The 26,987-nt window shown below is 73.8% G+C and carries 25 protein-coding genes; 8 read left to right on the forward strand and 17 right to left on the reverse strand.

The window, feature by feature from the left end; all coding sequences use genetic code 11:
- Positions 1–26: 26 nt before the first annotated feature.
- The 5 genes from rpmA to FB388_RS26255 all read right to left on the reverse strand — a co-directional run bounded on the left by rpmA (position 27) and on the right by FB388_RS26255 (position 5,015).
- Complete coding sequence (gene rpmA / locus FB388_RS26235; protein WP_142104815.1) at positions 27–284, reverse strand: 50S ribosomal protein L27; 258 nt, start codon at positions 282–284, stop codon at positions 27–29.
- A gap of 12 nt (positions 285–296) precedes the next feature.
- Positions 297–605 carry a 50S ribosomal protein L21 gene (gene rplU / locus FB388_RS26240; RefSeq protein WP_142104816.1) on the reverse strand — a complete coding sequence of 103 codons (309 nt, stop codon included), beginning with the start codon at positions 603–605 and terminating at the stop codon, positions 297–299.
- A gap of 114 nt (positions 606–719) precedes the next feature.
- Entirely contained in the window at positions 720–3,755 is a 3,036-nt protein-coding gene (locus FB388_RS26245) for a translation initiation factor IF-2 N-terminal domain-containing protein (protein ID WP_142104817.1), read from the reverse strand.
- 176 nt (positions 3,756–3,931) lie between these two features.
- A complete protein-coding gene (locus tag FB388_RS26250; RefSeq protein WP_142104818.1) occupies positions 3,932–4,711 on the reverse strand; it encodes a TIGR03936 family radical SAM-associated protein in 780 nt (259 codons plus the stop codon).
- A 31-nt stretch (positions 4,712–4,742) separates the two neighbouring features.
- Complete coding sequence (locus FB388_RS26255) at positions 4,743–5,015, reverse strand: hypothetical protein (protein WP_142104819.1); 273 nt, start codon at positions 5,013–5,015, stop codon at positions 4,743–4,745.
- A 225-nt stretch (positions 5,016–5,240) separates the two neighbouring features.
- On the opposite strand from FB388_RS26255, the gene FB388_RS26260 reads away from it, so the two are divergent.
- Both FB388_RS26260 and FB388_RS26265 read left to right on the forward strand, forming a co-directional pair.
- On the forward strand, positions 5,241–5,954 hold the full coding sequence (locus FB388_RS26260) for a helix-turn-helix transcriptional regulator (RefSeq protein ID WP_142104820.1): 714 nt from the start codon (positions 5,241–5,243) through the stop codon (positions 5,952–5,954).
- A 190-nt stretch (positions 5,955–6,144) separates the two neighbouring features.
- Complete coding sequence (locus FB388_RS26265) at positions 6,145–7,056, forward strand: endonuclease domain-containing protein (protein WP_142104821.1); 912 nt, start codon at positions 6,145–6,147, stop codon at positions 7,054–7,056.
- Here FB388_RS26265 and FB388_RS26270 read toward each other — a convergent pair.
- Positions 7,019–7,429, reverse strand: a complete 411-nt coding sequence (locus FB388_RS26270; protein WP_142104822.1) for an SRPBCC family protein — start codon at positions 7,427–7,429, stop codon at positions 7,019–7,021. The genes FB388_RS26265 and FB388_RS26270 overlap by 38 nt on opposite strands.
- Positions 7,430–7,509: 80 nt before the next feature.
- Between FB388_RS26270 and FB388_RS26275 the strand changes: the two genes are divergently transcribed.
- Entirely contained in the window at positions 7,510–8,301 is a 792-nt protein-coding gene (locus FB388_RS26275; protein ID WP_170225836.1) for a helix-turn-helix domain-containing protein, read from the forward strand.
- Here the strand turns inward: FB388_RS26275 and FB388_RS26280 are convergent.
- From FB388_RS26280 to FB388_RS26320, 9 genes are all read right to left on the reverse strand, one after another.
- Positions 8,262–9,254, reverse strand: a complete 993-nt coding sequence (locus tag FB388_RS26280; protein ID WP_170225837.1) for an isopenicillin N synthase family dioxygenase — start codon at positions 9,252–9,254, stop codon at positions 8,262–8,264. The two genes, FB388_RS26275 and FB388_RS26280, sit on opposite strands and share 40 nt — an antisense overlap.
- Positions 9,255–9,268: 14 nt before the next feature.
- Positions 9,269–10,579, reverse strand: coding sequence for an amidohydrolase family protein (locus FB388_RS26285; RefSeq protein WP_142104824.1), 1,311 nt, complete (start codon positions 10,577–10,579; stop codon positions 9,269–9,271).
- On the reverse strand, positions 10,576–11,448 hold the full coding sequence (locus FB388_RS26290) for an ABC transporter permease (RefSeq protein ID WP_142104825.1): 873 nt from the start codon (positions 11,446–11,448) through the stop codon (positions 10,576–10,578). Before FB388_RS26290 ends, FB388_RS26285 begins: the two co-directional genes overlap by 4 nt.
- Positions 11,448–12,530, reverse strand: a complete 1,083-nt coding sequence (locus tag FB388_RS26295; RefSeq protein ID WP_142104826.1) for an ABC transporter permease — start codon at positions 12,528–12,530, stop codon at positions 11,448–11,450. Before FB388_RS26295 ends, FB388_RS26290 begins: the two co-directional genes overlap by 1 nt.
- Positions 12,527–14,002 carry an ABC transporter ATP-binding protein gene (locus FB388_RS26300; protein ID WP_142104827.1) on the reverse strand — a complete coding sequence of 492 codons (1,476 nt, stop codon included), beginning with the start codon at positions 14,000–14,002 and terminating at the stop codon, positions 12,527–12,529. The genes FB388_RS26295 and FB388_RS26300 overlap by 4 nt, the downstream gene beginning before the upstream one ends.
- On the reverse strand, positions 13,999–15,048 hold the full coding sequence (locus FB388_RS26305) for a BMP family protein (protein WP_142104828.1): 1,050 nt from the start codon (positions 15,046–15,048) through the stop codon (positions 13,999–14,001). The genes FB388_RS26300 and FB388_RS26305 overlap by 4 nt, the downstream gene beginning before the upstream one ends.
- Positions 15,049–15,147: 99 nt before the next feature.
- Positions 15,148–15,750 (reverse strand): helix-turn-helix domain-containing protein, encoded by a 603-nt coding sequence (locus FB388_RS26310; RefSeq protein WP_142104829.1) that lies wholly within the window; start codon positions 15,748–15,750, stop codon positions 15,148–15,150.
- Between the two features lie 37 nt (positions 15,751–15,787).
- The gene (locus FB388_RS26315; RefSeq protein WP_211362223.1) at positions 15,788–16,525 is read right to left on the reverse strand and encodes an IclR family transcriptional regulator; all 738 of its coding nucleotides are present in this window, start codon (positions 16,523–16,525) and stop codon (positions 15,788–15,790) included.
- Between the two features lie 5 nt (positions 16,526–16,530).
- On the reverse strand, positions 16,531–18,027 hold the full coding sequence (locus FB388_RS26320) for an APC family permease (protein WP_142104831.1): 1,497 nt from the start codon (positions 18,025–18,027) through the stop codon (positions 16,531–16,533).
- Positions 18,028–18,187: 160 nt separating this feature from the next.
- Here FB388_RS26320 and FB388_RS26325 point away from each other — a divergent pair, with 160 nt between their 5' ends.
- Both FB388_RS26325 and FB388_RS26330 read left to right on the forward strand, forming a co-directional pair.
- Complete coding sequence (locus FB388_RS26325) at positions 18,188–19,762, forward strand: flavin monoamine oxidase family protein (RefSeq protein WP_211362224.1); 1,575 nt, start codon at positions 18,188–18,190, stop codon at positions 19,760–19,762.
- Positions 19,763–19,781: 19 nt separating this feature from the next.
- A complete protein-coding gene (locus FB388_RS26330) occupies positions 19,782–20,432 on the forward strand; it encodes a Rid family hydrolase (RefSeq protein ID WP_142104832.1) in 651 nt (216 codons plus the stop codon).
- 86 nt (positions 20,433–20,518) lie between these two features.
- Here the strand turns inward: FB388_RS26330 and FB388_RS26335 are convergent, their stop codons facing one another.
- A complete protein-coding gene (locus FB388_RS26335) occupies positions 20,519–21,109 on the reverse strand; it encodes an HAD family hydrolase (protein ID WP_170225838.1) in 591 nt (196 codons plus the stop codon).
- Between the two features lie 125 nt (positions 21,110–21,234).
- On the opposite strand from FB388_RS26335, the gene FB388_RS26340 reads away from it, so the two are divergent.
- Positions 21,235–22,347 carry an MFS transporter gene (locus FB388_RS26340; RefSeq protein ID WP_170225839.1) on the forward strand — a complete coding sequence of 371 codons (1,113 nt, stop codon included), beginning with the start codon at positions 21,235–21,237 and terminating at the stop codon, positions 22,345–22,347.
- Positions 22,344–23,045 (forward strand): PIG-L deacetylase family protein, encoded by a 702-nt coding sequence (locus tag FB388_RS26345; protein WP_211362225.1) that lies wholly within the window; start codon positions 22,344–22,346, stop codon positions 23,043–23,045. Before FB388_RS26340 ends, FB388_RS26345 begins: the two co-directional genes overlap by 4 nt.
- On the opposite strand, the gene FB388_RS40020 is transcribed toward FB388_RS26345, so the two are convergent.
- Positions 23,003–25,831, reverse strand: a complete 2,829-nt coding sequence (locus FB388_RS40020; protein ID WP_211362226.1) for an AfsR/SARP family transcriptional regulator — start codon at positions 25,829–25,831, stop codon at positions 23,003–23,005. The genes FB388_RS26345 and FB388_RS40020 overlap by 43 nt on opposite strands.
- 99 nt (positions 25,832–25,930) lie before the next feature.
- Between FB388_RS40020 and FB388_RS26355 the strand changes: the two genes are divergently transcribed.
- Positions 25,931–26,977: a class I SAM-dependent methyltransferase gene (locus FB388_RS26355; protein ID WP_142104835.1), complete on the forward strand. Its 1,047-nt coding sequence runs from the start codon at positions 25,931–25,933 to the stop codon at positions 26,975–26,977.
- Positions 26,978–26,987 lie beyond the last annotated feature (10 nt).

Raw genomic sequence — 26,987 nt, forward strand, 5'->3', positions numbered from 1 at the left:
AGGTTCTACTGAAAGGTGTGCAGGCCTCAGGCCTGCACCGGCACCACGTTGACGACCTTGCGGCCCTTCGCGTAGCCGAACTGGACCGAGCCCTCGACCAGCGCGAACAGCGTGTCGTCGCCGCCCCGGCCGACGCCGAGACCCGGGTGGAACTTGGTGCCGCGCTGGCGGACGAGGATCTCGCCCGCGTTGACGGCCTGGCCGCCGAAGCGCTTCACGCCGAGGCGCTGTGCGTTGGAGTCGCGCCCGTTGCGCGAGCTGGACGCACCCTTCTTGTGAGCCATGGTTGCGTCCTCCTACTTCGAGATCCCGGTGACCTGCACCTTGGTGAGCGGCTGGCGGTGGCCCTGCCGCTTGTGGTAGCCGGTCTTGTTCTTGAACTTGTGGATGCGGATCTTGGGGCCCTTGGTGTGCTCGACCACCTTGGCGGTGACCGAGGCAGCCGCCAGCGCCGAGGAGTCGGTGGTGACGTCCTCGCCGTCCACCAGGAGCAAGGCGGGCAGGGTCACCTCGGCGCCGGGCTCACCGTCGATCTTCTCGACTGTGACCACGTCGTCGACGGCCACCTTGTACTGCTTACCGCCGGTCTTGACGATCGCGTACATCGACGCACTGCTCCTGAAGCTCGGGGGTCATAGCACAGGGCAACCTGTGCGGGCCGCGACTGCTTCGGAGCGCGGCACTGATGTCCCAGGTTACCAACCGGGTCGGGGGGTGGCTCATGCCGGGTCTCCCCCGGCCTCGGCCACGGGCGGACCAGCCGGCCGCGACGCCGCCCGCCGGGTCCTGCGCGGCCGGGTGGCGGGGGCGGGTTCGGGCTGCGGCGGCACCGCAACCGGCGCCGGCGCGGCGCTGGTCTCCGAGGGCGACTCGGACGCGCTCGGCATCGTGAGCACGGCGGCAGCGGGCGCGTCGCCCGCCGTGGCCGTTGGCGCTCCCGCGGTGCGGGTGACCCGGCCACGGCGGCGCCTGGCCCGGCCCTCCGGCTCGACGGCCTGCTGCTCGGGGATGTCGGGCAGGACCGCGGGCGCGGCCGTGGGGGCCTCGCCCGCGGGTGTCTCGGTGACAGCCGGTTCCGCCTCGGGGCGGTCCTGGGCCGCCGGGGCGACCGTGCGCTCGACGACGACCTCCTCGACCGCCTCCGCTGCGACGTCCACCGGACCGGCCGCGGGCGAGGTCTCCACCACGCCGCGGCGGGCGCTGCGACGCACCCGCCTGCCGGTGGGCGTTGCCGGCTCGGCGGTCGGCGCGGGGGTCGGGTCGAGCACGGCGGGCGTGACGACCGGGGCGGGCGCCCCGACGTCGACGGCGGCGTCGGCCGCGGCGGGCTCGGCGGCGGCGGGCTCGGCGTGGCTGCCGTTGCGGATGCCGTTGCCGTTGGCGGCCGCCGGTTCGGGCTTGCGCACCTCGTGGCCGTTGCGGTCCTCGCCATCCCGACGCCCACGGCCGCCGCGGGTCCGGCGCGTCTCGCGTTCGGGCCGCTCGAACCGTTCCGAACGGGGCGCGCTGCTGCTCACGACCGGCTCGGCGTTGACGATCACGCCGCGCCCGCGGCAGTGCTCGCACGGGGTGGAGAAGTGCTCCAGCAACCCGCCGCCAACGCGCTTGCGGGTCATCTGGACGAGCCCGAGCGAGGTGACCTCGGCCACCTGGTGGCGGGTGCGGTCGCGGGCGAGGCACTCGGTGAGCCTGCGCAGCACGAGGTCACGGTTGGCCTCGAGCACCATGTCGATGAAGTCGATGACGATGATGCCGCCGATGTCGCGCAGCCGCAGCTGGCGCACGATCTCCTCGGCCGCCTCGAGGTTGTTGCGGGTGACCGTCTCCTCGAGGTTGCCGCCGGAGCCGGTGAACTTGCCGGTGTTGACGTCGATGACCGTCATGGCCTCGGTGCGGTCGATCACCAGCGTGCCACCCGAGGGCAGCCACACCTTGCGGTCGAGCGCCTTGAGCAGCTGGTCGTCGATCCGGTACTCGGCGAACACGTCGTTCGGCCCCACGTGGCGGTGCAGTCGGTCGGCGAGCTCCGGCGCGACGTGCCCGACGTAGTTGGACAGGGTGTCCCACGCGTCGTCGCCCTCGACGACGAGGCGGGAGAAGTCCTCGTTGAACTGGTCGCGCACGACCTTGATGAGCAGGTCCGGCTCCTCGTAGAGCAGCACCGGGGCCTTGGGCTTGTTGGGGCCCGTGGCCTCGGCCTTGCCCTTCACGACCTCCCACTGCGCCTGCAGCCGGCGGACGTCGCGCTCGAGGGCCTCCTGGCTCACACCCTCGGAAGCGGTGCGGATGATCACCCCGGCCTCGCTGGGGACGATCTCCTTGAGCATGTCCTTGAGCCGCTTGCGCTCGACGTCGGGCAGCTTGCGGCTGATCCCGGCGGCGCCACCGCTCGGCACGTAGACGAGGAACCGCCCGGCCAGGCTGATCTGGGTGGTGAGACGGGCGCCCTTGTGGCCGATCGGGTCCTTCGTGACCTGGACGAGCACGCTGTCGCCGCTGGAGAGCGCCTGCTCGATGCGGCGCTGCTTGCCGCCGAGGCCTGCGGCGTCCCAGTCGACCTCGCCCGCGTACAGGACCGCGTTGCGGCCCCGGCCGATGTCGACGAACGCGGCCTCCATGCTGGGCAGCACGTTCTGCACGCGACCGAGGTAGATGTTGCCGACCAGCGACTTCCCGGTGGCGCTGTCGCGGCCGCCGGTGGTGTTCACGAAGTGCTCGACGAGGACGTCGTCCTCTAGCACCGCGATCTCGACGCGGTCGCCGCGCTCCCGCACGACCATCGCGCGGTCCACCGACTCGCGGCGGGCGAGGAACTCGGCCTCCGACAGGATCGGAGCCCGTCGCCGCCCGGCGTCACGCCCGTCGCGGCGGCGCTGGCGCTTCGCCTCCAGCCGCGTGGAGCCGCGGACGCTCTGCACGCCGTCGCCCTCTTCGTCGCGCACCTCGCGCGGCGTCCGGACCTTGGTGACCGTGTTGGGCGGATCGGCCTCGTCGCCGGCCTCCGCCGCGTCGTCGCCGGAACCGCGGCGGCGACGCCTGCGCCTGCGCCTGCGCGAGGTGGCCGACTCGCCGTCGTCCTCCTCAGGGGCCGCCTCGTCCTGCTCCGCGTCCTCGGAGTCGTCCGAGTCGGTGTCGGCCTCGCCGGACTCGTCCTCGGTGTCGCCGTCGTCGGAGTCGCCGTTGTCGTCGCCGGTCTCGTCGTCGGTGCCGTCGGCACCCCGGCCCCGGCCCCGACCGCGACGGCCGCGGCGCCTGCGCCTGCGACCGGTGGTCTCGTCGGTGTCGTCCTCGTCCTCGGCGCCGGAGGGAGCGGCGTCGGCGGCGGGCTCGGTGACCTCGGGGGTCTCGGCGGGCGCCGCCGCGGCGGGACGCTCGGCCGGTTCGGGCTCGGGGCGGCGGCTGGGCCGGGTGGGAGCCTGGAACAGGGGGGTGGGCGGTGCGAACACCGGCGCCAGTGGGGCGCCCGGCTCGGCGAGCGGCTCACTCGTGTCCTGCTCGCCCGCGTCCTGCGCGGGTGCCTGCTCCTGCTCGGAGCCGAGCTTGGCGGCCACCTGCTCGGCCACGTTCTTCTCGACGCTCGACTGGGCACTGCGCACGTCGACGCCAAGCGAAGCCAGCGCCGCGAGGACCTCGCGGCTGGTACGTGCGAGCCTTCTGGCGAGCGCGTGCACCCGCATCCTTTCCGGCAGGTCATCCAGGGCGGGTACGGTGACGGGCCCGCCGGATGCACCGGCGGGCGATTCGATATTCGACATCCAGCTCCTCCGCCCCCGGGCGCCTCCGGTTCGGAGGCGGCCGCGCAGGGGCCACGTGCAGTTCTTCTCGCCGCGCTGCGCGACGAGCAATCCTCTGGTCTCGCTCCGCCCGGGGAGGGCGGCACTCCTCGACGACGAGCCGATCCCAGGATCAGGCCCGGGTGGTGACCCGGTCTTCAGCCGAGAGGATCGGCCAGGTCGCCTCGAGTGTCGAGCAGTCCCTGAGCCGTCCGGGTCGCCCTGGCGGGCGATGGCGACCTGAGGCCTGCGACAACATCGAGTGCACCCAACACGTCATCGGGTCGAACGGCGGGTGTCGTCTGCCGCACGACCGCCGTCAGTATCGCACAGACTCCCGCCCGATCGGGGGGTATCGCGGCCGAGCCACCCGACGGTGCTGCTCCGTCCGGGGCCGGATCCTGCACGTCCGCCCGTACGAGCGCGGCCCGCACGTCGATCTTGCGACGCCCCGACGGTGTGACGCGTTCGACGACCACCGACTCGCGCTCCAGCAGCGCGGACAGGGCAGCCCGCAGCTCGGCGGGCTCGACGCCGGGCAGCTCGACCCGCCAACTGCTCGCCTCGATCCGGTCAGCCAGGGACGCGCCCTCCGCGACCGCGGCCGCGAGCACGTCCAGACCGTCGGGCAGGGCAGCGTCCAGGGCAGCCACGAGCTCCGCGGGATCGACCGGGCGCGTCAGGCCGATCTCCACGTACTCCGCCTCGCTCGCCGTGCCCGTCGGCGCCGCCCCGATCCACGACAGCCGCGGGTGCGGGCTGAACCCGTGCGAATGCGCCACCGGCACACCCGCCCGCCGCACGGCCCGCTCGAAGCTGCGCGCCACGTCGCGGTGGGAGAGGAACCGCAGCCGCCCCCGCTTGGCGAAGCGCAGCCGCACCCGCTGGACGGTGGGCGGGGCAGGGTTGGCGGCCTCCCCGGGACGGACACGTGCCATGGCGGGGAGTGTAGGAGGCGAGCTCCGAGGTTCAGGAAAGCCACGTTCCGGGCGATGCAGGACTGGAATGTGGCTTTCCTGAACCTCGGCCGGGGGCACCGGCCGCGATGCGACGGGCCTGAGCGGCGGCGCGATAGAGGGTGCACGGCCATTGCCGCGCGATGCCCACCTGCGAGCGGCAGCCGCGGCAGCGGCCGTCCCGGCCGCTGACGTGCAGCTGCAGCAACGCGGACCACACCTCGGGCATCGCGGCCAGCTCGACCGCGAAGGGCCAGTCCGGCTGCGCTTCCTCGTCCTCGCTCACCCGTCGAGCATCGGATCGCCAAGATCGGAACAACACCCTGTCGCACGGCGATCTCGCAGCGTGACTCCCCCTCCGCCGGGGGAAGTACCCTCACCGCATGGTGGCGCGCTCGGCTCGGGCCCGCGAGCAGCTCGCACTGGCCGCATCGCTGCGCGACGCGGGACGCTCCTGGACCGAGATCGCCGCCGCCCTCCGCGACCGGTACGACTGGACGCCAGGATCGCGATGCGGGTCGCGCACGGGTGGACCCAGGCCGAGGTGGCGCAGCAGTGGAACAGCCGATGGCCCGACGAGCCCAAGACGTTCAAGAACATCTCCTACTGGGAGAACTGGCCGAGCCCCACGGGCCACACGCCCTCGCTGCACGTGCTCGACCGGCTCGCCCAGCTCTACGAATGCGACGTCGCGGACCTGCTCGTGGGGTGGGGTGAGCACAGCACCGCCCGCACCCCTGCCGAGACCGAACCCGAGACCCGCGCCTGGCAGGTCGGCCACCTCGACCTGTACCAGCTCACGCGCGCGGTCGACTCGTGGGCGGCCCGGCTCCCGGGCGACCAGCGACGCGCGCTGCTGCTCAAGCTGAGCACCGCAGCCGCGGTTGCGGCCGGCCGATCCAGCTCGGCTCCGCCGAAGGCACTCGGCCGCGGGCCGGCGCCTGCTGAGCTCGCCGGCTCGTGGGACAGCCGGTACACCTTCCTCAGCACGGGCCGGGGGACGGAGTTCGAGGGCACCCACCGCGTCGTCCTGCGGCTAGAGAACGCCAGGCTCGTGGGGAGCAGCGACCCGACGTCGACGGGAACCCTCGAGCTCGAACTGGTTTCGACGGTCTCCTCGTCACCGGCAACTGGACCGAGCGCACCGCGCCGGACGGCTACTACCGAGGCGCCGTGTACCACGGAATCGTCCAGTTCGTGCTCGACCCCACGGGCCGTTCCATGATCGGCCGCTGGCTCGGGCCAGACCGCCACTTCGCGATCGACTCCGGTCGCTGGGAGCTTCACCGCGCCGAATGACCGACCCGGGGACGAAGATCCGAAGTATCGGTTGCCCACGGCTGCCGCGACGACCATGAACAATCGCTACGGCGGATCATGGAACCGGAAGGGCCCTGGCTCCGTCTGTGCCGGGCATGTCGCTCGATCTCACCCGCCCGTTCCGGGGCTCCGCCGCCACCACCGCCGCGCTCCTGTCCCAGGGACAGCTGCGCGGGCCGCGCTTCCGGCGGCTGTTTCCCGACGTGTACGCCCCCGCCCACCTCGAACCGAACCTCGCGCTGCGGTCCGCCGCCGCGGCGGTGTGTTGGTGGAGGGGCGCGGCGTGCCTCGCGGGCTACTCGGCCGCGGAGCTGCTCGGCGCGTCCTGCGGGCCCGCGGACGCGCCCGCCGAGGTGTTGCTGCTGCGCCGGGGCCGTCAGTCATACCGCTGCCCCGGCCTGCGGGTGCATCGCGACCTCGTCGATCCCACCGAGATCACCGAGGTGGGGCCGTGCCGCGTGACCAGTCCCGTCCGCACCGCGTTCGACCTCGTCCGCTGGGTACCGACACTCCGCGAGAAGGTCGTGGCGGTCGACGCCATCGCTTTCACCTGCAAGATCGACCCCGTAGACCTCCTCCACCTCCGCATGCAGCACTGGGGCGCCCGAGGCTCCCGGCACATCGTCCCGGTGCTGGGGCTCTGCGACGCCAGGACCGAGTCGCCGATGGAGACCCGCATCCGGATGGCGCTGCACGAGCACGGGCTACCCGCTCCGCACGTCCAGTTCGAGGTCGAGGCCGGCGGACGGGCGCGCCGGCTCGACCTGGCCTACCCCTCGGTCAAGGTCGCGATCGAGTACGACGGCCGGGACCACCGCGAGCAGGAGCAGGCGCACAAGGACCTCGTGCGCGAGGCCGCCCTCGTCCGGCTCGGCTGGACGATCCTGCGCTGCGGTTCGACGCCCACACGGTCCACTGCCACCCGGCTCGCATCGCCGAGACCGTCGCGTACGAGCTGCGCCGCCGCGGCTACGTCGCCGCGTGATCGGTCCCCAGCGTCCGCCTGATCACCTCCGCCCCGCGGTCCATCGCCGCCTGGAACCCGGGGCCGAGCTCGTCGGGGCGCAGGTCGCGGGTCCAGACGAACCGGCAGCCGCCGTCCTCGGGGACGACCTGCATCTGGGCGACGTCCCGGTCGGGACGGACGCTGCCGCCGACCACGGAGTAGGTGATCCGCCGCTCGCCCTCGTCGACCGCGACGAGCCGCTCGTGCACGACCGACCCGTCGGCGAACGTGACGACCCGGGTGTCCGCGTCGGCCTCGCAGCCGACCACGAAGCCCGGCGCCATGCGCAGCGGGCCCGCCTCGAAGTCGCCGATCACGTCCCAGACGTCGGCGGGGGTCGCGGCGATCGAGATCTCGGTACGCAGGAGTGCCATGCCCCGAGCCTGGCGCCCTCCGGGCTCGCGGTCTTGACGATCCTTGCGCCGCTGTCGGACCCCGTGCGTACCGTCCGGACGTGCTCTCGGTCACCCAGGTCGCCGCCCGGCCCGACCTCACCGTGGGCACGGTGGTCTGCCGGGAGCACCACCGCGGCTGGTCCGACGCCGAGGTGCCGGGCGAGCCCCGCCTCGTGCTCGTCCGCTCGGGCCGGTTCCGCCGGACGGGCGCGCAGGGTCCCGTCGACATCGACCCGACGCTCGGCTACCTCTCGCGGCCCGGGGTGGAGGAGCGCTTCGCCCACCCGGCGGGCGGCGACGTCTGCACGTCGATCGCGATCGCGCCCGCGCGGTGGGTGCTGCTGTGCCGCGCGCCCGCCCGCGATGACTTCTACGTCGACGCCCGCGTCGACCTCGCCCACCGGCGGCTCCTCGCCACTGGGAGCGATCCGGACTACGCGCTCGTCGAGCGGCTGCTCGCCCTGCTCGCCGCGACCGTCGGTCTACTACCGGCCGGGTCGGCAGGGGATCGGGCGCTCGTCGCGGCGACTCGGGAGGCGATCCTCGCCGACGAACCCGCCGCCAGGGGCCTGTTCCCCCTCGCCGACCACCTCGGGGTCTCGCCGTACCGGCTGAGCCGCGCGTTCCCGCGCGAGATCGGCGTCTCGGTCACCCGCTACCGCAACCGCGTGCGCGTCGGGCGTGCACTCGAGCGCCTGGAGCAGGGCGAGCACCGCCTCGCCCTGCTGGCCGCCGACCTCGGCTTCGCCGACCAGGCCCACCTCACGCGCACGGTCCGCGAGCACACCGGGCACACGCCCGGTGTGCTCCGTCAGACCGCTTCAGCCGCTGCCAGGAGCGGGTTGCGGTAGGTGTGCGTCGCGTTGAGCCGGCTCATCAGGTACGGCCCGGCCTCCTGCGGCTCGTACCTCGCCTCCTCCCCCGGTTCCAGGCAGGAGCCGAGGCAGCTGATCTCGGCGTGGAACGGCGGGGTGACGAAGAGCGGGATCGAGTACCGGTCGGTCTGCGGCGGGTTGACCACGCGGTGCGGGTTGGAGACCCAGCGGTCGTTGGTCCAGATCGCCATCAGGTCGCCGATGTTGACGACGAGCAGGTCGTCGGGGATGCCGACGTTGATCCAGCTGCCGTCGCGCTTCATCACCTGCAGCCCGCCCACGCCGTCGTCGGCGAGCAGGGTGACGGTGCCGTAGTCGGTGTGGGCGCCGCAGCCGAGCTGGTCGGGGCCGGGCTGCACGGTCTCCTGCGGCGGGTAGTGCAGGAGGCGCAGGTGGTACATGACCTCGCCGCCGGGCCGGTCGAGCAGGAACTCGTCGTGCTGCGCGAGCGCCCGCGCCATCGCCCGCTGCACGCGCTGGGCCGCCTCGATCGCCTGGGCGCGGTAGGCCTCCCAGGCCTCCCGGAACGCCGGGTCGGCCGGCCACTGGTTCGGGCCGAACGTGGGGATGCCCGCCTGCACCTCGGGGTGGTCGGGGCCGTGCTCGCCGCCGGTGTCGAGCGACTCCTTGAGGTCGGCCGCGCCCTCCTCGTCGCTCTTCTCGGCCGCGATCCCGACGTAGCCGCGGTGGTTGGCCGACTTCCCGATCGCGATCTTCTGCTTCTCCTCGACGGGGAGCGCGAAGAAGCGGTGCATCGCCTCGAACATCTCGGCCTTGACCTCTGGCTGCACGCCGTGGCCCGCGATGAGGAAGAAGCCGATCTCCCGGCAGATCCGGTCGATCTCCGCGGCCACGGCGTCCTGCTCGGGGCTCGGCGGGGCGCCGGTGGCGAACGAGCTGACGTCGACGGTGGGCAGGGTCTCGGACACGGTTCCTCCCATATTCAGAGTTTCAGCCGCCGGCGCACCGCGGCCGCCCGGTCGGCGGCCTCGGCGAGCACCGCGGCCTCGTCGACGCGGGTGAGGCGCCGCTCGCGCAGCACCCACTCGCCGTCGCAGAGCACGGACTCGACGTTCTCGGACTTGCACGCGGTCACCAGCGCTGAGACGGGGTCGGCGGCGGTGGCGAAGTTCGCGGTGAACGGGTCGAGCACCACGAGGTCGGCCCGCTTCCCGACTTCGAGGGAGCCGACGACGTCCCCCATGCCGAGCGCGCCGGCGCCGTCGACCGTGGCCATCCGCAGCACGCTCGCGGCCGGCAGCACCGTGGGGTCGCGCCGCACGCCCTTCTGGACGATCGCGGCGAGCCACATCTCGTCGATCATGCTCATGCGGTTGTTGGACGGCGCCCCGTCGGTGCCCAGGGCGACGTGCACGCCCGCGTCGAGCATGTCGGCGATCCGCGGCGTGCCGAGGATCTTGAGGTTGGACGCGGCGTTGTGCGACACCGGGCAACCGCGTTCGGCGAGCAGCGCGATCTCCTCGTCGTCCACCCACGTGGCGTGCACGGCGAGGAAGTCGGGGCCGAGGGCGCCCAGCCGGTCCAGGTGCCGCACGGTGGTGACGCCCCGCGTCGCGACCGCGTGCTCGTTCTCCTCGGGCACCTCCGCCACGTGCATCTGCACGACGGTGCCGAGCTCGCGGGCCCGTTCGAGCGTGGCGGTGATCAGCTCGTCGGAGCAGTTGAAGATCGTGCGCAAGGTGTAGGAGAAGCGCAGCAGTCCGGTGCCGTGCCAGCGGGCGGCGAGGTCGTCCTGCGCGTCGAGCACCTCGGCGGTCGACTCCCGGTCGCCCTCGGGGCGACCGTCGCCGGAGTCCATGGCGCTGCGGCCGAGCAGCGCCCTGATCCCGACGGCGGCGATCCCGCGCGCCATCCCGTCGACGTGCCGGCCGCCGGGGTCGGCGAGCAGGGTGCAGCCGTTGCGGACCTGCTCGATCGCGCATACCAGCGCCGACAGCTCGGAGTCGGACTCGTCGAGCGCCAGCTCGTAGGGCCAGATCCGCTCGTGCAGCCAGGTGAGCAGGCCGACGTCGTCGCCGAGGCCCCTGCCGAGCTGCTGACTGGTGTGGCAGTGCGTGTTGACGAACGCCGGGATCACGATCCGCCCCGGCGTGGCGACTGTCTCCGCGGCCGGTCCGTCGGTGGGCGACGGGCCCAGGTGCGTGATCTCCCCACCCGTGACCTCGACGTACCCCGTGAACGGCTCGGCCGTCACCGGCACGATCAGCGCGGGCCCGATCCGCAGGCCGGTCATGTCCCTCCTCTGACGAACGGGACCGCGAGCGCCGCGGGCGTGCCGCTCCGGCGGGCCCGCACCATCAGCGCAAGCAGCGTGACCACGTACGGGAGGGCGAGGAACGCCTCGTACGGGATCTCGGTGGCGGTACCCTGCAGCCGCAGCTGGGCGGCGTCGCAGAGCCCGAAGAGCAGCGCACCGGCCACCGCGCGACCCGGTCGCCAGCGCGCGAAGACCACCAGCGCCAGCGCCACCCAGCCGCGCCCCGCCGTCACGTTCTGGACGAAGAGCCCGAGCGGCCCGCAGACGAGCATCGCCCCGGCCAGCCCGGCGAGCGCGCTCCCGGCCACGGTGGCGAGCGTGCGCACCCGAGGGATCCGGTACCCGAGCGCGTCGACGGCCTCCGGCGCCTCCCCGGCGGCGCTGAGCACGAGCCCGGCCGTGGTGCGGGTGAGCAGGAACCACACCCCGGCGAGCACGACGAGCACGATCACGACGAGCGGCGCCATCGACAGGCTCGGGATCCGGGGCGGTGCCTGGCCGAGCGTGTAGGACTGCTCGAACAGGTACGTCGTTGCGGAGCCGGCGAACAGCGTGAACGCCAGTCCCGTGACGATCTGGTCGGCCCGCACCACCACCATGAGCAGCGCGAGCACGCCGCCGCACGCCGCGCCGGCCAGCAACCCGCCGCCGAGTCCCAGCCAGGGCGTACCACTGGCGATCGTGGCGAGGTACCCGGCGAGCGCGCCGAACAGCATGGTGCCCTCGAGGCCGAGGTTCAGCACGCCGGCCCGTTCGCTGATCAGCTCGCCGAGCGCGGCAACGGCCACCGGGATCGCGAGCCGGATCGCCGCCGCGAGGGTCGCGAGCGTGAGCAGCGTGTCCATCAGCGCCTCCCCCGCCTGCTGAGCGCCTCGCCCGCCACGAAGAAGACGACGATCAGCGCCTGGATCACGCCGACGGTGGCCGACGGGATGATGAACACGCGCTCGGCCTCGTCGAAGCCGACGGTCAGCCCGGCCAGCAGCAGCGCCGCGACGAGCACGCCGAGCGGGCGCAGCCGCCCCAGCAGCGCCACGATGATCGCGGTGAAGCCGTAGCCCGTGGCGAACGCGGGCGTCATCCGCTCGGTCACCCCGGCCACCTCGACGAACCCGGCCAGTCCTGCGAACGAGCCGGCGAGCGCGAGCACCGCGAGGCGAGTCCGCGCCGGGCGGGCCTCGTTGACGGCGAGTACCTCCGGGTTGGCACCGAGCACCTCGACCCGGAAGCCGAAGCGGGTGCGCCGCAGCACCGCGGCGAGCGCGGGCACCGCGAGCAGGGCGAGGAAGAAGCCGAGGTGGATCGCGGTGCCGGGGATGTCGGGCAGCGCCGCGGCGCCCATCGGGCGGCTCTGCGGGGTGAACGATCCGGGGTCGCGGATGCCCACGCGCACCGCCCAGGCCAGCCCGGCGGCCGCGACGTAGTTGAGCAGCAGGCTCGTGATCACGACGCTCGCGCCGAACCGGGCCAGCATCCAGGCCGTGATCCCGGCCCACGCCGCGCCCGTCAGCACGGCGACGGCGAGCCCGCTGACCAGCAGCAGGAACCCCGGCAGCGGCGGACCGACCGTGACCCACGCCGTACCCGCGAGTGCACCGGCGATGTACTGGCCCTCCGCGCCGATCGTGAACACCCGCGCCCGGTAGGCCACGGCGATGCCGAGCGCGAGCAGGATCAGCGGGGTGGCGATGACCGCGGTGTCGACCAGCCCGCGGGTGCGCCCGAAGACCCCGAGCACCACCTCGCCGTAGGCCGAGAGCGGCGCCACCCCCTCGACGGCCATGAGCGCGCCGCCCACGACGAGCGCGCCGAGCACGGCGACGACCGGGACGGCGACGACGCCGAGGCGGGTGTCGGGGCCGCGCAGGATGCGCGCGAGCACGGTGTCGGGCGCGGAGGCGACCTCGCGGTCGCGCGTCACGGTCACGACGGGTGCCCTCCCGCCATCGCGAGGCCGACGGCGCCGCGGTCGTACGGCGGGGTGAACGCCTCCGTCGCGCGCCCGCCGGCCAGCACGACGAGCCGGTCGGCCACGGCGAACAGCTCGTCGAGCTCGGCGCCGAACCAGACGACCGCGGCGCCGTCGGCGGCCGCGGCGAGGATCCGCTCGCTGATCATGCGGGCGGCCTCCGGGTCGAGCCCGCGGGTCGGCTGGGCGGCGACGACGAGCCGCGGCCCGGCCGCGAGCTCCCGCGCGAGCACCAGCTTCTGGGCGTTCCCACCCGACAGGCTCGCGGCGGGCGCGGACGGACCGCTGCCCCGCACGTCCCACTCCTCGAGGACCGGCGCAGCGCGTTCCTCGCGCCGGGCGACGGGCGGGCGGCGCCGGTCGCCGCGGCCCAGCTCCAGGTTGTCTGCGAGCGTGAGCGGCCCGGCGAGCGCGCGGCGGTGGCGGTCGGCCGGGACGTAGGCGATGCGGTCGGCGATCCGCTCGCGCGGTGCACCGACGGGCACGGGTATCCCGTCGACGGTGACGCTGCCCGCGTCCGGCGCGGCGATCCCGGCGAGCAGCTCCTCCAGCTCGGCCTGCCCGTTGCCGTCGACCCCTGCGACGCCGAGCACCTCGCCGGCACGGACGTGCAGGTCGAGCGGCTGCAGCCGGCCGCGAGCCGCACCGTCGAGCCGCAGCCGCACCTCTCCGTCGGCGGACCGGCGGGCGGTGGACAGCTCGGCGGGCGCCGAGCCGACCATGAGCGTCGCGAGGCTCGCGCGGTCGTGCCGCGACACCGGCTCGCCCGCGCACACGACCGAGCCCCGCCGCAGCACCGTGACGCGGTCGCAACCGGCGAAGACCTCGGACAGCCGGTGGGTGATGATCACGATCGCCCGGCCGTCCTCGGCGAGCGCGCGGCACACGCCGAGGAGCTTCTCCGCCTCCGCGTCGACGAGCACGGCGGTCGGCTCGTCGAGGATCAGCAGGCGGGCGTCGGCGTCGAGCGCGCGCAGGATCTCCAGGCGCTGTTCCTCGCCGACCGAGAGCCGGTCGACGGGCACGTCGGCGCGCACCGGGAGCCCGTAGCGCTCGGCCAGCTCCTCCACCCGGCGCCGCGCCTGCCGGGCGCCGGGTCGCAGCCGGCCCGACGGGCGGGCGAGCGCGAGGTTCTCCCCCGCGGTCAGCGTCGGGACCAGCGTGAAGTGCTGCTGGACCATCGCGACGCCGCGTTCCCGCAGTGCGCGCGGGCTGAAGTCCTCCACCGGCCGCCCGGCCACCTCGACCGTGCCCTCGTCGGGGCGGTCGAGACCGGCGAGGATCCGCATCAGCGTGGTCTTGCCCGCCCCGTTCTCACCGAGCAGCGCGTGCACCTCGCCGGTCCGCAACTCCAGGTCGACGCCGTCCAATGCGGGAGCGCCTGCGCCGAAGCTGCGCCGGATCCCGCGCAGAGTGGCGGCCTCGCTCACTGCTTGTTCATCGGGACCGTGAACGCCCCGCTGCGGATGTCGGCCAGCTTCTGCTCGAAGGTTGCCATCACCCCGGCCGGGATCCGGTCCTTCCACGCCGGGTTGATCACGACGTCGAGGCCATCGTCGGTCATGCCGACCTCGTAGTAGCGCGTGGGGTTGGTCTTCCCGGCGACGACGTCGGCGACCATCTCCTGGAACACCTTGTCGAGGTTCCAGGTGAACGACGCCAGCACCTGCCCGGAGAGCCCGGACATGTCGCCGGTGTACCCGTTGGCCACGGCGCCGCGCTCGGTGGCGGCCTCGATCTGCCCGAACGTGGGGCCCTGCCCGCAGCCGACGAACATCGTGGCGCCCTGGTCGGCCTGGGCGAGCGCGGCCTCCTTGGCCCGCTGCACGTCGGACCAGTCGCCGACGGCGACGAACGAGCCGGTGGTGTCGGGCCGCACCAGCTTCGCGCCGTCCAGGTAGGCGTTGTACATCGCCCGGCAGACCGGGATGTCGAACCCGCCCGCCCCGGCGACGTTCCCGCCGGTCGTCACACCGGCGCCGAGGATGCCCTCCAGGTAGGTCGCCTCCCAGAACGGCTGCGAGTAGTCGGCGACGTTGTCCTTGACGTCACCGAAGCCGCCGGCGTAGGCGAAGATCGTGTTCGGGAAGTCGGACGCGACCTGCTTCACGTCGTCGCCGTAGTTGAACGAGTGGGCGATGATCGGGTTGTAGCCCTGCTCGGCGAAGCTGCGCAGCGCGCGCACACCGTCCGCCCCGGGGTTGACGTTCTCCTGCACGGCGAAGTCGGCGATCACGCCGGCGTCCTTGAGCTTCTGGGCACCGGTGAGCGCCGCCTCGCCCCACGACCCGTCCTTGAACTGCGGGTAGTAGACGATCGCGAGCCGCGGCTTGCCCGACGCCGCCGGGTCGCCGCCCGCCGGCGCGGTGTCGCGGCGACCGGCGTCGCCGCAACCGGCGAGGACGAGCAGGGCGGCCGCGGCCGTGACCGCGAGCGCGGCACGCCAGCGCCGCAGCGGGCGGTGGGAGGAACGCATCGGGGTGTCCTTCGGTTCGGGGAGGTTCCGAACGCTAGGTCGGCCCCGTCACGGTGGGGTGTCGTCATGTTTCCGGCATGTTGCGATTCCTCACAGGAATCAGTCGTGCTCGCTCCCCGGTATCCGGGCGGTGACGAGGAGCAAGCTCGCACCGGTGTCGGGCCCCACCCGCCAGCGGTGCGGGATGGCTCCGTCGTGCCAGAGCGAGTCGCCGGCCCGCAGCTCCTCGACCCGGCCGGTGCCGAACTCGACCCGCACGACCCCGTCGAGCACGTGGAGGAAGTCCTCACCGCCGTGGTCGAACCAGCTGCCCGCCGGCTGCCCGGGCTCGATCACGGCACGGCGTGCCTCCAACATCCGGCCCGCGGCACCCGCCAGGAGGACGGACTGAGCGGCACCCGGCGTCTCGTCCACGCCTGCCGCGACGCCCTCCCCGGCCCGGACGACGACGATGCCCTCGTCGAGACTCGCGGGGAGCAGGTCGGTCGCCCCGATGCCCAGCGCTGCGGCCAGTTTGTAGAGCGTGGCGACGCTCGGCGTCGAGCGGCCGTTCTCGATGTTGGACAGGAACGGCTGCGAGAGCGACGCCCGCTGCGCCAGCTCGCGGGTGGACAACCCGCTGCGCCGCCGCGCGCGGCGCACCGACGCGCCGATGGCAGCGATCACGGCCGCCTCGCCCGCGTCCCGCTGCGCATCCGTCACCGCGTCATCCTCACGTACGGCCGATAGCTCACAACAGTCAGCCGAGCGAGACGGCCCGCTCGGCGTAGCCGCGGAGGAGCTGCGCGAGCCCGGCGTCGTCCACCCCGATCCGGCCGGTCCGCCCGATGGCGACGAGGCACCCGACCACGGCGCGGTGCCGGTCGCGCATCGGCACGGCGAGTGCCGAGCGGCCCCACCTGAGCTCGTCGACCTCACGGGCCACGTCGCTCGCGCGGATCGTGGTCAGCTCCGCCGTCAGCGCGTCCGGCCGCGTGATGGTGCGGGCCGTCACCGCCCGCAGCGGCGCAGGCGCGAGCTCGGGGTGCTGCGCGAGCAGCAGCTTCCCGATGGCCGACGCGTGCAGATGCGTGCGGATCGCGGCCTCGCTGGTCAGCTCGTGGTCCGGGTCGCGGTCGACGAGCCGCACCCGGCCGTCGGCGTAGGAGGCCACGAAGATCCCGAAGCGGACCCGCGCCCGCAGCTCCTCGACCACGGCGCCCACCGGCCGGAACTCCGAGACGGGTTCCGCCATCCCGCCTGCGAGCTCGCGCGTGCGGCGGCCGAGCGCGAAGCCGGACAGGTCGGCGATCCGCACCAGGTAGCCGTCGGCCACGAGCACGTTCAGCAGCCGGTACGCCGTGGCGGGCGGGATGCCGCTCTCCCGGGAGATGTCCCGGGCCGTGGCACCGGAGCCGAGCTGCGCCACCGCCTCGAGCAGGGCGAGGGCCTTGCGCACGGCGGCGGGTTCGTGCCCGGCGGGCTCGCGATCGCGCACGACCATCAGCTCGTCCGGCCGCGTCTCACCAGGACGACGTTGCCGGCGGCGTCGGCGGCGAAGGCGCCGGCCCCCGGGAGGACGTCGGCCGACTCCGCGCAGTCGAACGCACCCACCGCGTCGAGCCGGGCAGGTCGGCGCCGCAGGTGGCGCTGCCAGAGCGGGCCCACCGCGAGCAGGGCGACGATCACCGCGGCGGTCCCGATCCGGCCGTCGAGGACGACGGCGACCACCAGGTAGCCGAGCAGCACGACGCACGCGACGGCACCGACCGCCCCCGCCACCAGCACCGGGACGGTCTGCTCGCGGATGCGCAGCAGGAACCGCACCGACGCGGCCGCCACCAGCGCGTACGCGGCGACGACCATCGCCCGCACGACGTGGCGCAGGGCGTCGTCGAGGACGTCGCCGCCGGCGAGCGCGAGAGCCCCGGCGGCCACCGCCGCCACGATGGTCGCGATCGCCGCGTGGGGCGTGCGGAAGCGGGCGTGCACCCGGGCCAGGCGGGCGGGCAGCAGTCGCTCGACTCCCAGCGAGTAGACCAGCCGCGACGCCGCGTGCGATGACGCCGTGGCCGAGGCGAGCCAGGAGCAGCAGACGCCCAGTTCCAGGGCGACGACGAGGGGGGCGGGCACTCCGGCGGCCGTGCCGTACAGGTAGGCGTTGATCAGCGTGGCGCTGTGCCCCGTCCACGCAGCCCACGCCGAGAGGACGAAGAGCGCTCCGCAGAGCATCGGGGTGAGCAGCACGGTGCGGGTGACCGTCACCATGGGGCGCCTCGCCTCCGGCCCGAAGAACGTGGCGCTCTCGAAGCCGGCCAGGGAGAAGATCGTGGCGAGGGCGAGGTAGAGCACGCCGTGCGCCGTGCCCACCGGCTGCGGCGGCGGGGCGACCACGCCGGCGGCGGGCAGCACCGACAGCCCGACGATGAACAGCAGCGAGCACAGCTCCACCGCGAGGATCGCGATCGCGCCGACCCGAACACCGCGGACCAGCACGACGATCACCACCGCGGCGACCAGTGCGCTGACGAGGGCGTGGCCGATCCAGCCGCCCGCGTCGACCCCGAGGTGCGCGAGCAGCAGGGTGACGGCACGGGACCCGCTGTAGAGGGTGAGCGCGGCGCTGCCGAGGAACTTGACCAGGATCGCTACGCCCGTGGCCAGCGCGGCCGGTGTCCCGAGGCCCTGGAAGGCGAAGCTGTGCAGCCCGCCCGCTGCGGCCTGCCGCCGGGTGAACTGCGTGACGCACAGGGCCACCAGCATGATCAGCACGGCGGCGGCCGCCACGGTCAGCAGGCCGGTGAACAGGTCGCCCGTCTGCAGCATGGCCACCGGCAGCGCCACCATCGACGCGGCGGGCGCCGTCGTGGCCGCGGACTGGGCGAGCACCTCGATCCCGGACAGGCGCCGCCTGCCCAGCGCGCGCAGCGGCGACACCGCGGGACGGTCGGGTTCGGCCACCGAGAACGAGCGGGCGATGGCGTGCGCGAGCGCCGACATGCGTCGGACGGTAGGTCGATCATGTTGCGGCCCGGTTGCCGGTTCGGGTCGCCTGGCGGCGCCCGAGTGGGAACACGGGCGCGCACTCCCGCTCGCTCCGCCGGGAAGCGTTGCCGCGGGTTGTCAGAGCCGTCGCAACGGCTGTTCACGATCGGTACCCGTGACCGTCACGCGCAGATCGTTCATGAAGGGTCTCGGCGTCACCGGGGGCGCCGGGATGATGTACGGGGCGATGGCCGCGGTTGGCCTCGCGCCTGCCGCCACCGCGGCGCCGTTCCGGCCGCCGTCGGCAGGCGACCTCATCGGGCAGGCGCCCGGCCGGCACACGGTGGCGATCCTCGGCGCCGGACCCGCCGGCCTCGCCGCCGCCTACGAGCTGGGCAAGGCCGGCTACGAGGTCACCGTGCTGGAGGCGCGGGGCCGTCCCGGTGGGCGGGTGTGGTCGGTGCGCGGCGGCACCGAGGAGACCGACCTGAACGGTGAGACCCAACGGTGCACCTTCGCCGATGGCCACTTCATCAACGTGGGCGCCACCCGCATCCCGCAGAGCCACATCACGCTCGACTACTGCCGCGAGCTCGGCGTCGAGATCCAGGCGTTCGGGAACCAGAACGCCAACACGCTGGTCAACTACGCGAGCGACACCCCGCTGTCGAAGACCTCGATCACCTACCGCGCCGCGAAGGCGGACACCTACGGGTACGTGTCCGAGCTGCTGCAGAAGGCGGCCTCGCGCGGCGCCCTCGACGACGTGCTGAGCGCCGACGACAAGCACGCGCTCGCCGAGTTCCTCACCGAGTTCGGCGACCTCGGCTCCGACGGCCGCTACGTCGGCTCCACCCGCCGCGGCTACTCGAGCGAGCCGGGCGCCGGCACCGCATACGGCACCCAGCTGCCGCCGCACGGGATGTCCGACGTGATCCGCAGCGGCATCGGCCGCAACTTCGCCTTCGACTTCGAGTACGACCAGGCGATGCTCATGCTCACCCCGGTGGGCGGCATGGACCGGATCTACCACGCCTTCGTCGACCGGATCGGGCCAGAGAAGGTGCGGTTCGGCGCCGAGGTGACGGCCATGCGCAACGCCCCGGACGGTGTCACGGTGGAGTTCCGCGAGGGCGGGCGCGCGCAGTCGCTCACCGCCGACTACCTGATCTGCACCGTTCCCCCGCACCTCGTGCCGCGCCTTGACCACAACCTGCCCGCCGACGTCGTCGCGGCGCTCGGCTCCGCGGGGCGAACGTCATCCGGGAAGCTCGGGATCGAGTACTCGCGGCGGTGGTGGGAGACCGACGAGCGGATCTACGGCGGTGCCAGCAACACCGACAAGGACATCGCGCAGATCATGTTCCCCTACGACCACTTCAACTCCGACCGCGGCGTCGTGGTCGGCTACTACAACACCGGCCGCCGCCACCAGGCGTTCGAGTCGCTGACCCACCGGCAACGCCTCGCGAAGGCCCTCGCAGAGGGCTCGGAGATCCACGGCGACAAGTACCGCAAGGACATCGTCTCGTCGTTCTCGGGCAGCTGGGCCCGCACCCGCTACTCCGAGTCGGCCTGGGCCACCTGGGAGCAGACCAGCCCCGAGTACCGCCTGCTCCTGCAGCCCGTGCAGCGCATCTACTTCGCGGGCGACCACCTCTCCAACGCCATCGCGTGGCAGCACGGCGCCTTCACCTCGGCCCGTTCGGTCGTCGAGGCCATCCACAGCCGCGTAGCCGGCACCAACTGACCAGTAGAAGGAGCCTGGCATGCGCCTTTTCCACGTCCTGCCCGCAATCGCCCTCGTCGTCGCCGGCTGCGCCGCAGGCCCGGCCGATGCGGCCCCCTCGGAACCGCCGTTCACCGCGCGCTCGGTCCTGCCGGACGGCGAGGCCAACCCGATGATCGCCCAGGGCGTCGCGCTCGGCGCCGGGGCGGACCTCTACAAGACCAGCGGGATCGGCCCGACCCAGCTCAATGCCGCGGCGGGCGAGGGCACTCCGGAGGCGTTCATCGACACCACGCAGTTCGCCGGCGGCGCCCTCCCTGCCGGCGTCACGATCACCGAGGCCCAGGGCATGAACGTGCTGCGCGCCATCCAGGAGAACCTGGAACGGCAGGGCCTGCGCCTGGAGGACGTCACGACGATGCGGGTGTTCCTCGACAACGCCCCCGGCTCCGACCGCGCCGACTACGCCGGCTGGAACCGCGCCTACCGGCAGTTCTTCGCCAACACCGACCTGCAGACCGGCGACACCGCCCTCGTGCCGATGGGCAGCGCGGAGCCGTCGGCCCCGCTGGTGCGCAACCCGGCGCGGCCGAGCCGGTTCGCGCTGGAGGTGCAGAGCCTGCCGGTACCGGGCTGGCTGGTGGAGGTCGAGGTGGACGCGGTGTTCCCGCCGGGGACGAGCCCGCGCTGACGGCGGGGGTGTGCTCGTGAGCATCGGGGCGAAAGGGTTGGGGACGAACCAACCCACGGACGAGATGTCGGCCGGCCCGCCTCCGGTCACCGGTCCAGTGCGGCGAGCGCGGGGCCGGCGCCCGCCCAGACGTGCGCGTCCCAGCCGTGTGCCCGGGCCGCCTCGACGTTCTCCACCCGGTCGTCGAAGAACACGACGTCACCCGGCTCCGTGCCGTACACGGAGTCGGCGTGGGCGTAGATGCCCGGGTCCGGCTTGACGAGCGCGACCTCGGCCGAGAACACCAGGTGCGGGATGCCCGCGCTCCACGGGGCCGCGCGCACGGCCGCCGCGAGCGGGCCGGGGGCGTTGGACAGGACCCCGAGCCGCACGCCCTGCGCCTGCAGGTGCGCGAGCAGGTCGGCGCTCACCTGCGGCAGGGTCGACCACTTGGTCGAGTCGATGGCGGTGAGCCGGGCCAGCAGCCCCGGCTCCGGAGCGCGGCCCAGCGCCGCCAGCACGCCCGTCCAGTACTCCTCTGCGGTGGCGCCGAGGTCGTAGGCGACCCGGCCGGACCAGTACGCGGGCAGGAACTCGTCCACGGTTGTGCCGAGCTCGGCCGCGAGGCGTGGGATCACCGCACCCGAGGACACGAGCACTTCGCCGAGATCGAAGACGACGGTTCGGGGGCGTTCCACTCCTCCCACCGTAGCCAACCGTGAGTGGTGTCAGCGCCGAGCCAGCGTCCTGTGAGCGCGCGGCCGGACCCTCGGGGCCCACGACGAGCCCGGAGGACGAGATGCCCCACCCATCGACCACCACCGTGAGATCGAGAGCGGTCGCGCCGCTCGGGATCGGCGCGTTCGCGATCGGCACCGACCTGTTCGTCGTCGCCGGGGTGCTTCCCGACCTCGCCGCCGACCTCGGTGTCACGGTCGGCACCGCGGGCCTGACCGTCACCGTCTTCGCGCTGGCGTACGCGACCGGCGCTCCGGTCCTGGGCGCCCTGCTCGCGGCCCGGCCGATGCGGCAGGTGCTGATCGGCTCGCTGGTGCTGTTCGCCCTGTGCAACGTGGTGTCCGCGCTCGCACCCGGCCTCGCGGTGCTGCTCGGGGCCCGCGTGCTCGCCGCGCTCACAGCCTCGGCCTACGTACCGGCCGCCGGGGCCGCCGCCGTCGCCGCCGCCCCCGCGAACCGGCGCGGTCGCGCGCTCGGGGTGGTGCTGGGCGGCTCCGCGGTCGCCATGGTGCTCGGCGCTCCGCTGGGTGCCCTGGCGGCGTCGCTGCTCTCGTGGCGGGCGGCGTTCGGGCTGGTCGCGGTGCTCGCGGTGGGCACGGTAGTCGGCCTGCTGCGAAGCGGCGTCGGCTCGGATGCCCCGGCGCGTTCGACGCTCGCCGAGCGGCTGCGTCCGCTGCGATCCCCCGCGGTCGCCGGGACGCTCGCAGTGACGTTCCTGGCGATGACGGCCTCGAACAGCGTGTACACCTACCTCGCCGTGCTCGTCAGCGGGCGGGTCGAGCTGTACATCGCGGCGTTCGGGCTAGCGGGCGTGGTGGGGACGTGGTGGGGCGCGACCGCGGTCGACCGCTTCGGCAGCCGGCGGGTGGTCACCGCGATGGTGCTCGTGCTGGGGACGGGTCTCGCGACGCTCCCGCACGTCGCAGGTGCGGTTGCGCTGGCGGCCGTGGCCCCGTGGGGCGTCGCGGCGTGGGGGTTCGTCTCGGCGCAGCAGCACCGCGTGACCGGGATGGGGCCGGCGCCGTTGCTGCTCGCGCTGAACAGCTCCGCGGTCCACCTCGGGTTCGCGACCGGCGCACTGCTCGGCGGCCTCGTCGTCGACGCAGCAGGGGTCGGGTCGCTGTGGCTGGTCCCCCTCGTCTGCTGTGGCGCGGGGTTGGTCCTGCACGGGATCCTCGGACGGGAGGCACGGTCATGATCACCGAGTTGGGGACGATCCTCGGGGTGTGGGCCCACCCCGACGACGAGGCGTACCTGTCCGGCGGGTTGATGGCGCTGGCCGGGGACGCCGGATCGCGGGTGGTGTGCGTCACCGCCACCCGGGGCGAGCTCGGCACGCCCGACCCGGACGTCTGGCCTCCGCAGCGGCTGGCCGCGGAGCGCACCGTCGAGCTGGCGCGCTGCCTGGAGATCCTCGGTGTCACCGAGCACCACTGGCTCGGGTACCGCGACGGCGAGTGTCCCCAGGTAGACCCGTCGGAGGCGGTCGCGCGGCTGTGCGAGCTGATCGAGGACGTCCGCCCGGACACGGTGCTGACGTTCGGCCCGGACGGCATCACCGGCCACCCGGACCACCAGACGATCTCCGCCTGGACGACGAAGGCGTTCGACCGCGCCGCCCCGCCGGATGCCCGGTTGCTGTACGCCGCGCTCTCGGAGCCGCGCATGAGGCGCTGGAAGCGCCTCGGTGACGAGCTCGGCATCTACCTCCCCGGCTACCCGGTCGTCACGCCGGCCGACCGGCTCCCGGTCGACCTGGAGCTGGACCCGCACACCGCGGAGCGCAAGGTCCGTGCACTGGCGGCCCAGACGACGCAGACGGCCGGGCTCATCGCCATGCTGGGCGTGGACCGCTACACGGCGTGGGTCGGCGCGGAGTCGTTCGCCACGGCCTGAAGGTTCCGCTGGATGGCCCGCCGCGCCACCTCGAGCAACTCGGTCCGGTCGAGGACCGGCGTTCCCGGGACGAGCGGTGGCGGCGGTACGGCCGCGGGGGCGTCGGGCGCGTCGGCGGCCGCGGCGACGAGCAGTGCCGCAGGCCCGTCGTCGCCCAGCGTGCGCAGGAGGCCGGCGAGGTCGCGCAGGGTGGCCCAGAGATGGGTCCAGTTGCCGGTGCGGGCGAAGTAGTCGATCACCTCGCGGTAGCCGCGCAGCGCGTCGCCGACGCGGCCGGCGGCGGCGCGCACCGTCAGCAGGCCCACGGTCGCGACGCCGACGAGGAAGGTCGCGCCCGACCTGCGTGCCAGCTCGATGGCGCTGAGGTAGTGCCGTTCGGCGAGGTCGTTGTGGCCGGCGCGGCTCTCGATCTCCCCCGACACGTATGCGATCCAGGAACGCTGCGAGGGCGACGTTCCGCCACCGTGTGCCCGCTCGATGAGAGCCCGTGCCTCGTCGGCATCGCCCGCGTAGGCGCTCGCAAGGGCAGCTCCTCCGATTGCCTCGGGAGCCCTACGAGCGAGCACGGTCGCGGCGAGGCAGTGCTCGACGACCTCGGGGTACGCCGCGCGGGCCAGCTCCACCCAGGCCAACGGGATCAGGCAGAACCACTTCCCGGTGGCATCGGTCGCCCGCTCCAGCCCGGCGCGAGCGAGCCGCTCGGCCCGTGGATGGTCGCCCCAGAGGTACGCGGCCTCCGCTGCCGTGCCGAGGACGGCGGCCGCGTTCGGGTGGGCGGCGATCGCCGGGTCGTCGCCCAGCTCCTCCGCCCAGCCGCGCAGCTCGACGAGGTCGCGGTAGCTCATCGCCTCGTTCAGCGCGGTGACCATCGCGGTGGCGGCGTCGAGAAGCCCCCGACTGCGAGCCAGCCGCCACGCGGCGCGCAGGTTCGGCAGGTCGCGCCGCAGGACGGTGTCCGCATCGGCTTCGTTCTCGGTGCCCAGGACGGTCCCGATCCAGTCGGCCAGCTCGACGGCCCACCGGACGAAGCGCTCGCCTGCAGCCTCGTCCTCACCGGCCTCCGCAAGGCGATCGAGGCCGTACGCCCGCAGCGTCTCCAGCATGCGGTACCGAGTGGCCCCGTCGAACGCGACATCGATCATGGAGGCGTCGACGAGGTGGGCGAGGGCGGTCCCGGGATCGGGTCGCAGTCCCATCTCTGTTCCGACCCGCTCGGCGGTCTCGAGGTCGACGCCGTCGACGAACACCGACAGCTGTCGGAACAGCCGCCGCTCGTCGTCGGTGAGGAGGTCGTAGGACCACTCGACGGTCGCGCGCAGGGTCCGGTGCCGCGCGTCGGCGGTCGGGCGGCCGCCGCCGAGCAGATCCAGTGAGCGATCGAGCCGCCGGTGCAGGTCGATCAGGGAGAAGGTGGACAGCCGGCCGGCGGCGAGCTCGATGGCGAGCGGCATCCCGTCGAGCCGCCGGACGATGTCCGCGACGGTCCGCAGCTCCGCGGGCGTCGGTGGAGGGCCGGGGCGGGCACGCGCAGCCCGGTCGAGGAAGACCGCGACGGACGGCACGCCCGGGAGGTCCTGGTCCGGACCGGGCAGCGGGAGCGGGGCGAGCCGGAAGGTGTACTCGGCGGCCAGCCCGAGCCGTTCGCGGCTGGTGGCGAGGACACTCAGGTCGGGGCAGCCGGCCAGGACGGCCTCGACGGTGTCGCGGACCGCATCCAGCAGGTGCTCGCAGTTGTCGATCACGAGCAGACCGGCGCGGTGGGCCAGTACCGCGACGCAGGCCGTGAGGACGTCGCCCTGCAGGACGTTCAGGTTCAGCGCCGCGGCCAGCGCGTGCGGGATCGCGGCCGGATCGGTGACCGGCGCGAGCAGCAGCACGGTCGACGCGTCGGTCCGCCCGGCCACCTCGAGCGCGACCCTGGTCTTGCCCACCCCGCCGGGGCCGACGATCGTGACGAGCCGCTCGTCCGCGAGCAGCCGGTGCAGCGCCGTGACCTCGTCGTCGCGACCGACCAACCGGGTCGTGGGGCGGGCCTGCACCTCGGGCCGGGCCGGTGGCGGACCGGCGGCGCCGCCTGCGATGTCGCGCTCCAGCTCACCGAGCGCCGGCGACGGGTCGAGGCCCGTCTCCTCGACCAGCCGCCTGCGGAACTCGCGTGCGGTGCGCAGTGCCTCCGCCGCCCGTCCGGCCGCTGCCAACGCGCGCATGCACAGCAGGACCGCCGGCTCGCGCAGCGGATCGGCGGCCAGCGCGTCGGCGGCGAGGCCGCAGACCTCGTCGCCCCGGCCGGCGGCGATCCCGGCGGCGATCAGACCGTCGGTGATCTCGCGGCGCAGCTGCGCGCAGCCCTCGACCGCCGTTGCGATCCGGGTGACATCGGTGAGGTCGGCGAGCACCGGCCCTCGCCACAGCGCGTGCGCCTCGCGGAGCAGCGCGAACGCGTCGTGATCGGCGCGCGCCTTCGCCAGCAGGGATCGCGCCCCTGCCACGTCCAGCTCGTCGGCGGTGAGGTCGAGCCGGTAGCCGTCGTGCCTCGTCTGCAGCCGGGCCGCCGCCGTCCCGAGGTGCGCGCGCAACCGGGAGACGTGCGTGTGCAGGGCCTGGCGGCCCGACTCCGGCACCTCCGTGGGCCACAGCGCATCCAGGAGGTGATCGACCGGAACGATCCGGCCCTCGGCGAGCGCGAGCAAGGCCAGCACCGCCCGCCGCTTCGGGCCGGGCACGTCCACCGGCGCGCCGTCGACCACCAGCCGCAGCGGCCCGAGCACCTCCACCCGAACCCTCACCAGGGCAAGCATGCCGTGTCAGGGCCGAGAAAGCGCGTGTGCGAGCCGCGACAGTGCCTGCGCCGAGCCTTCCTCCCACACGCAAGGAAGGGACAGCACATGGATCAGGACAAGGTGACGGAGTTCCTCGGGCGGGCCATGACCGACATGGCGGCGACCGGCGGTGCGGGCCTCGTGGTGATCGGTCACCGGCTCGGCCTCTACCGAGCGCTCGCGGAGGGCCCGGCGACGCCCGAGCGGTTCGCCGAGCGCACCGGGTGCAACGAGCGCTACCTCACCGAGTGGCTGCGCGGCCAGGCCGCAGGCGGCTACGTGACCTACGAGCCCGCCACCGGGGAGTTCTCATTGACCGAGGAGCAGGCGTTCTGCCTCGCCGACCCGAACGGCCCCAACGTGCCCGCGGTGTTCCTCATCGGGCTCGGCTACCTGCGCTCCGAGCCGCGCCTCACCGAGGCGTTCCGCACCGGCGAGGGCATCGGCTGGCACGAGCACGACGAGGACGTCTTCGTCGGCTGCGACGCGTTCTACCGGCCCGGCTACGTGGCCTCGCTGGTGCCGGAGTGGATCCCGGCACTCGACGGCGTCGACGCCAAGCTCGCGGCCGGTGGGCGGGTGGCCGACATCGGCTGTGGTCTCGGCTCGTCGTCGGTGTTGCTCGCCGAGGCCTACCCGAAGGCCAGCGTCGTCGGCTCCGACTACCACGCCGAGTCGATCGGCCTGGCCTGCAAGAAGGCCGCGGACGCCGGGGTCGGCGACCGGGTGAGCTTCGAGGTGGCGACCGCCCAGACCTTCACCGGGACGAACTACGACCTCGTGACCATGTTCGACTGCCTGCACGACATGGGCGACCCGGTGGGGGCCGCCCGCCGCGTGCGGGAGGCACTGGCCCCGGACGGCACGTGGCTGCTGGTCGAGCCGTACGCGTCGGACAAGGTCGAGGAGAACTTCAACCCGGTCGGCCGGCTGTACTACAACGGTTCGACGTTCCTGTGCGTGCCGAACGGGCTGTCCCAGCCGGGCGGCCACTCGCTCGGCGCGCAGGCCGGGGAGGCGGCGATCCGCCGGGTCGTCACCGAGGCCGGCTTCACGAGGTTCCGGCGGGCCGCGGAATCGCCGTTCAACCTCGTCTTCGAGGTCCGCCCGTAACCCGCTGCCG

Origin of the sequence: Pseudonocardia cypriaca, assembly GCF_006717045.1 — a bacterium.
Classification (GTDB): Bacteria; Actinomycetota; Actinomycetes; order Mycobacteriales; family Pseudonocardiaceae; genus Pseudonocardia; species Pseudonocardia cypriaca.